8 protein-coding genes are annotated in these 5,756 nt (G+C 60.8%); 6 read left to right on the plus strand and 2 right to left on the minus strand.

All coding sequences use genetic code 11. The features are described 5' to 3' along the window. Window positions 1-74: 74 nt before the first annotated feature. Complete coding sequence (locus tag UB31_RS42835; RefSeq protein ID WP_283806019.1) at window positions 75-209, minus strand: hypothetical protein; 135 nt, start codon at window positions 207-209, stop codon at window positions 75-77. 313 nt (window positions 210-522) lie between these two features. On the opposite strand from UB31_RS42835, the gene UB31_RS18275 reads away from it, so the two are divergent. From UB31_RS18275 to UB31_RS18285, 3 genes are all read left to right on the plus strand, one after another. Beyond that, entirely contained in the window at window positions 523-801 is a 279-nt protein-coding gene (locus tag UB31_RS18275) for a hypothetical protein (RefSeq protein WP_045002270.1), read from the plus strand. After that, on the plus strand, window positions 798-1,094 hold the full coding sequence (locus tag UB31_RS18280; protein ID WP_045002271.1) for a hypothetical protein: 297 nt from the start codon (window positions 798-800) through the stop codon (window positions 1,092-1,094). Before UB31_RS18275 ends, UB31_RS18280 begins: the two co-directional genes overlap by 4 nt. Before the next feature lie 207 nt (window positions 1,095-1,301). Continuing rightward, the gene (locus UB31_RS18285; protein ID WP_045011905.1) at window positions 1,302-1,580 is read left to right on the plus strand and encodes a DUF1488 family protein; all 279 of its coding nucleotides are present in this window, start codon (window positions 1,302-1,304) and stop codon (window positions 1,578-1,580) included. A 132-nt stretch (window positions 1,581-1,712) separates the two neighbouring features. On the opposite strand, the gene UB31_RS18290 is transcribed toward UB31_RS18285, so the two are convergent. Next, a complete protein-coding gene (locus tag UB31_RS18290; RefSeq protein WP_045011906.1) occupies window positions 1,713-2,513 on the minus strand; it encodes a hypothetical protein in 801 nt (266 codons plus the stop codon). Between the two features lie 764 nt (window positions 2,514-3,277). Here UB31_RS18290 and tnpA point away from each other — a divergent pair. The 3 genes from tnpA to tnpC all read left to right on the plus strand — a co-directional run bounded on the left by tnpA (window position 3,278) and on the right by tnpC (window position 5,716). Continuing rightward, on the plus strand, window positions 3,278-3,673 hold the full coding sequence (tnpA, locus tag UB31_RS18300) for an IS66-like element accessory protein TnpA (RefSeq protein ID WP_044999804.1): 396 nt from the start codon (window positions 3,278-3,280) through the stop codon (window positions 3,671-3,673). Next, window positions 3,670-4,017, plus strand: a complete 348-nt coding sequence (gene tnpB, locus UB31_RS18305) for an IS66 family insertion sequence element accessory protein TnpB (RefSeq protein ID WP_044999806.1) — start codon at window positions 3,670-3,672, stop codon at window positions 4,015-4,017. Before tnpA ends, tnpB begins: the two co-directional genes overlap by 4 nt. 70 nt (window positions 4,018-4,087) lie before the next feature. Next, window positions 4,088-5,716, plus strand: a complete 1,629-nt coding sequence (tnpC, locus tag UB31_RS18310; protein WP_044999807.1) for an IS66 family transposase — start codon at window positions 4,088-4,090, stop codon at window positions 5,714-5,716. The last annotated feature ends 40 nt before the right edge of the window (window positions 5,717-5,756 follow it).

Raw genomic sequence — 5,756 nt, forward strand, 5'->3', positions numbered from 1 at the left:
CCCCACCCCAACCCTCCCCCGCAAGCGGGAGAGGGAGCACACCTGCTCCGCGGCGATCGCTTTAATTCAACTTCCTACTTCTTCTTCGTCGGCCCGAAATCCGGCTGCCAGGCGGCGTCCTTGCGGTTCGGTGCCGCGGCGATCACCTTGGCCTTGTCCTTCTTCGGCTTCTTGGTTTCGCGATTGGTGCGTTGCTGTCCCTTGGCCATGACGTCCGTCTCCTGTGGGGGTTCGAATTCGTTCGGTTCGACCGGTTGCAGCATCCGTCCGCGCAAGCCTGTTCGCACAAGTCTGATCGCACAAGCCGCGACGCTTGCGTCACTGCGGCCGAGACTGGCGCTGCCATACTCATTCGTGCCGCTGACGATAATGCGCGAGCCTACGCCTGCACCCCGCCAATAGCGAGGGCTTAAACGCCGCGCACGCGCTGCGGTGATGATAATGCTGGCTATTGCGTCGCAACGGGCGCATGCTCGCCCTCGCGGCGTCGGTTGGGGCCTGACCAGCGAAAGGCAGGCTTTCATGACCATCCGTTCGCGGCGCGAAACCATCACATTCAAGCATCCGGTCCGCATCCGCGGCATCGAGCGCCAGCTCCCCGCAGGCGGCTATGAGGTCGTCACCGACGAGGAGATGATCGAGGGCCTGTCGTTCGCATCCTGGCGCCGCATCGCCACCATGATCACGGTGCCGTCCGAAGGCGTGCATGGCGCGACGGAGCTGCTGTCGATCGGCTCGGTCGACCTCGCGGACGCGCAAGCCGCAGATGCGCAAATTGCAAATGCGAGCGCCGTTCCATGACTGACATCCCGGTCGATCTCGACAAGCATCGCGGCATGGCCGCCCAAAAGGCGACTGATCTGCGCCGGGCGCTGGCCGAGGTCGAGACCAATATCAGGGAGCTGCGCGAGCGCGAGTCCGATCTCGAAAACCGCATGATGACAGCGCCCGCCATGTCGTGGCCGGAAGCCGCGGTGAAGGCGCGCTATTTGCTCAACCTCTATGCCGCAAGCCTGCCCAACGAAGACACCCGCCACCGCGCGCTGGTGGCCGCGCTGTTCGACGATTTCGTCAGGCTGAGTGGCGAGACCTAAACGCCGGCCGCGGGCGTTGCGCGAGACTCGCGCGTCCACACAGCCGTCGTCCTGGCGAAAGCCAGGACCCATAACCACCGAAGTGAGTTGTTGCGGATATTTGTGCCACAGCGCGCTTCGACAACACTGACCGGGGTAATGGGTACTGGCTCCGGTGCGCAATTGCGCACCAGGCCGGGACGCCGCGCACAGTAAAAGGAGTGACCCATGATGCTCACGACCGGCCGCTATATCGGCCACGAACAGGACCGCGGAATCGTTCAGTTCTCGATGCAGGACGGCCCGCACGAGGTCCCCTGCGCAATCTCGACCTCCGCGATGGACGACCTCGAGCGCGGCCCGCGCGCCAGGCCTTCTGAGCGCGAAGCCCAGTTCATCCGCCTGCGCGAGCGCATCGAAGCCTGCGCGGGACGGAAGTATCAGGCGACGGAGTTCGAGGGCACGCCGCCGGGGATCGTGCTGCGGAGCATTGATTTTCGGGGGTAGGGGGAGGCGTCGTGCCGCCTGCTCCGTCGCTACGTACTAGCGAACGCGAAGTACCTCGGTTGCGTCTGGAGTGGGTATAGCCTGTTTTGGGCGAGACGAATTGGCCCAGCCGAGATCAATTCCCTCGCGCATCTAGCCCGCCAGAATGTTCTGCGCTGTATTGATGCCGCCGGTGTTCAAGAAAGTCTTGAGATTTTCGTACTTAGTTCGATAGCTCTCCACTCTGATTGTCTTCGGACTGAAGAAGAAGCTCAACTCGGAGATGGGGGAAGTTTCTTTCTCTCTGAAAAAAAGTGGCTGAATGCCTTCAAGAATTTTCGATGCAGTTGCAAGATTTTGCTTTTGGTCGCGCGTATGAGCGTTGATCGCAAATCGGAGCGATCCGACGAGGATGTCGATTAAGCTTGAAAAGTGTGACTGACCGATTGCCGAGTAGTGAAATCCAACAATGTTCGACAACCTGAGTTGGCTAGTGTGAGGTAACCCGGTCACTCCGACCGAAAATTTCTCTACCAAATGACCGTCGATCTGCTTGTCGGAAAATCGATCAATAAGAACCAGGCCGGTTGATTTGTATCGATTCAGCAAGCAGTCGAAATGGTAACACAGCGTGTTGATTGCGTTGCGCCGCGCAACATCGGGAGTTGTCGCGATGTCATGAAGTATGACTGAGACAAGTAGTCTTGCGCCAGATGCAATTGTCGCGGCGACAACCGACTTTTTGAGTTCAATGAATGCTTCGTGGTTCATGCCGTCGGGGGCAGGGAGGAACTTCAGCTTAAACCTGGTGGGTACTTTGGCTGCCTCACGAATCTCATCAATACGACGCGATAGAGATGCGCAATTTTCCGGGGGGATGCTGATACCCCCGTAAAGAAAGAAATCGCCCCTGCGTTCCTCAATATTTGTCTCGTCGCAATAGAGGAGGTACATCGCAATTTACTCCATGCAAGCAGAGTGTTTTTTGCTTCCCACTATGCGTAGAGCGAGACGTTAGCCTGGAGCGGGAATGAAGCCTCTGCGCTCTCCAAGTTGAGCATTCTTCCCAGCAAACCACTCATAGCGCACAGAAGCGGCCACACTCTGCGGTGGCTCTTTATTCTCTATGATGATGATCTGAGTTCCAACCTGCGTGCGGCGAAGGGATGCCCAAAATGCGAGCTCGATTCCAGTGCTAACCGGAACGTCTCCAGCCCCGTCGGACTTGCCCTTCTTATAGCTCGTGAGTGGCGAGTCGATTACGACAGTACCGGGATGAGGACGCCCCTTAGAGTAGCAATATCGCAAAAGTCCGATTACAAATGCGGAGTATAGTACTGCGCGAACGCCCTTGCCGTGCGATTGCCGTTGCTGGCCGTCCACCTTTATGTCGTATTCAGCCTCGTCAAACTCGACGCGGCCCTCACCCTCCCATTTCCATTCCTCGAGAACCGTCTCGATTTCATCGCAGAATTCTCGCAACTGTTTGGGCGGCAGTGGCTCCCAATCTTGCGAGGCTGTGGCGCCTGTATTGGTGACCTTCTCAATTTGCGTTCTCAGGTAGCGAAGATTGGAGGCTTGCGCCTCATCGCTACGCGCAGTCTCGAGCGCAATCCGTCTCGCGACGAGTTGATCTAAGCGCGAAGTGCCATCATGAACGTCTCCCTCCGGCGAGGGCCGCCTTGTTGGATTAGTCCAATTGGTGCGTAACAGTCCTTATGGACAGCCATAAGCGCAGTACTCAGCTTGAACGGCTTGAGGTGGTCGAGACTGGTCGCCGGCGACGCTGGTCGGATGACGAAAAGCTGCGGATCGTGACCGAAAGCTTTCAAGCGCCGCGCGCGATATCGTCGACAGCAAGACGCCATGGCATATCACGTTCGTTGCTGATGACATGGCGGCGCTCGTTCGGTCCCGAGCCGATCAGCCCTCAAAGCGAGCAATCCGGCTTTGCGCGGGTCGTCCTTGCCGCTGAGGTCGAGCCGGCGGTTGCTGCCACAGCGACGAGCGGGCAGATGGTGATCGTCGTTGGCCGGGATCGTCGGGTGATTGTCGATGCGGGCGTCGATGCGGCCGCCCTGGCGCGGGTGCTGCAGGTTCTGGAGCGTCGATGATCCCAGTCTCTTCGAGCGCACGCATCTGGATTGCGACCGGCTACACTGACATGCGCAAGGGCATGCAGGGTTTGTCATTATTGGTGCAGGAAAGCCTTGGTCGCGATCCGTTCGCCGGAGATGTCTTCGTGTTCCGCGGACGCGGCGGTTCGCTGATCAAGGCCTTGTGGCACGATGGAATTGGATTGTCGCTCTACGCGAAGCGGTTGGACCGTGGCCGTTTTGTCTGGCCGGCGACGGTGGGCGGTGTGGTGGGGCTGAGCGCGGCGCAGATGAGTTATCTGCTGGAGGCGATCGACTGGCGCAATCCGCAGCACACGTGGCGGCCACAGAGCGCAGGATAGGCTCAAAAAAGTTCTGAGGTGCGGAAGAAAAGACGCCTCAAATCGCCTCTTTTGTGATTCCATCGGGGCCATGGGTGACGGCCTTGAATCGCTGCCAGACGACATCGAAACGCTGCAAGCGGCATTGATCGTTGCTCGGGCGGAGGCTGCGGCCGCCCGTGCCCGGCAGTCCGACGACCAGGCGTTGATCGCCCATCTGAAGCTGCAGATCGAGAAACTCAACCGCGACCGCCATGGTCCGCGCTCGGAGCGTACCGCGCGGCTATTGGATCAGCTTGAACTGACGCTGGAGGAGCTGGAGAGTTCGGCGACGGAGGACGAACTCGCCGCCGAAATGGCCGCGGCCAAAACCACGAAGGTGGCGTCGTTCACGCGCAAGCGGCCGTCACGCCAGCCGTTCCCGGAGCATCTACCTCGCGAGCGGGTGATCGTGCCGGGACCTGTGGCGTGCGCCTGCTGTGGCGGCGCGCGGCTGTCCAAGCTCGGCGAGGACATCACCGAGACGCTGGAGGTGATCCCGAAATCCTGGAAAGTGATCCAGCACGTCCGCGAGAAGTTTACTTGCCGTGATTGCGAGAAGATCAGCCAGGCTCCGGCGCCGTTCCATGTGCTTGCCCGCGGCTGGGCGGGGCCAAGCCTGCTGGCGATGGTGCTGTTCGAGAAGTTTGGTCAACATCAGCCGCTGAACCGGCAAGCGGAGCGCTATGCCAAGGAGGGCGTGCCGATCAGTCTGTCGACCCTGGCCGACCAGGTCGGCGGCTGCACCGCGGCGCTGGCACCTTTGTTCAAGCGCCTCGAGGCCTACGTACTGAGCGCCGAGCGATTGCACGGGGACGACACCACGGTTCCGGTCCTGGCCAAAGGCAAGACCGACACCGGCCGGATCTGGGTCTATGTGCGCGACGACAAGCCTTTTGGAGGGCAGGCCCCGCCGGGCGCGGTGTTCTATTACTCGCGCGATCGGGCCGGCGAGCATCCCCAGGCTCACTTGGCCAACTACAGCGGAATCTTCCAGGCCGATGCCTATGGCGGCTATGGCAGGCTTTACGAACCGGGCCGCAACGCAGGTCCGATCCTGGAAGCCGCGTGCTGGGTCCATGCCCGGCGGCCGTTCTTCGTGATGGCTGATCTGGCCGAGAATGCGCGTCGCAAGGCTCAGGGCAAGAGGCCGGCAGTGATCTCGCCGCTGGCGCTGGAAACAGTCCGCCGGATCGACGCCCTGTTCGAGATCGAGCGGACCATCAACGGTCAGAGCGCCGAAAGGCGCCAGGCAGTTCGCCGGGAACTCAGCGCGCCGCTCGTGGCCGATCTGGAAGCCTGGATGCGCACACAACGCGCCAAGCTCTCGCGCAGCAACGATGTCGCCAAGGCCATGGACTACATGCTCAAGCGCTGGAGCGCATTTACCCGCTTCCTCGATGACGGCCGCATCTGCCTGTCCAACAATGCGGCGGAGCGTGGCGTGCGCGGCATCGCTTTAGGTCGGAAGTCGTGGTTGTTCTGCGGCTCGGATCGCGGCGGCGAGCGGGCGGCGGTGATGTACAGCCTGATCGTCACCGCCAAGATGAACGACGTCGATCCGCAAGCCTGGCTCGCCGACGTTCTGGCGCGCATCGCCGAGCATCCCGTCCAAAGGCTCGACGAACTGCTGCCATGGAATTGGCGCTCTGCCATCCGGAACGTTGATCAAGCCGCCTGAGCCGAAAATGACCCGCGCGCGGTCTTCGCCGGATGCTTAC

The organism is Bradyrhizobium sp. LTSP849 (assembly GCF_000938255.1).
In the GTDB taxonomy this organism is placed as follows: Bacteria; Pseudomonadota; Alphaproteobacteria; order Rhizobiales; family Xanthobacteraceae; genus Bradyrhizobium.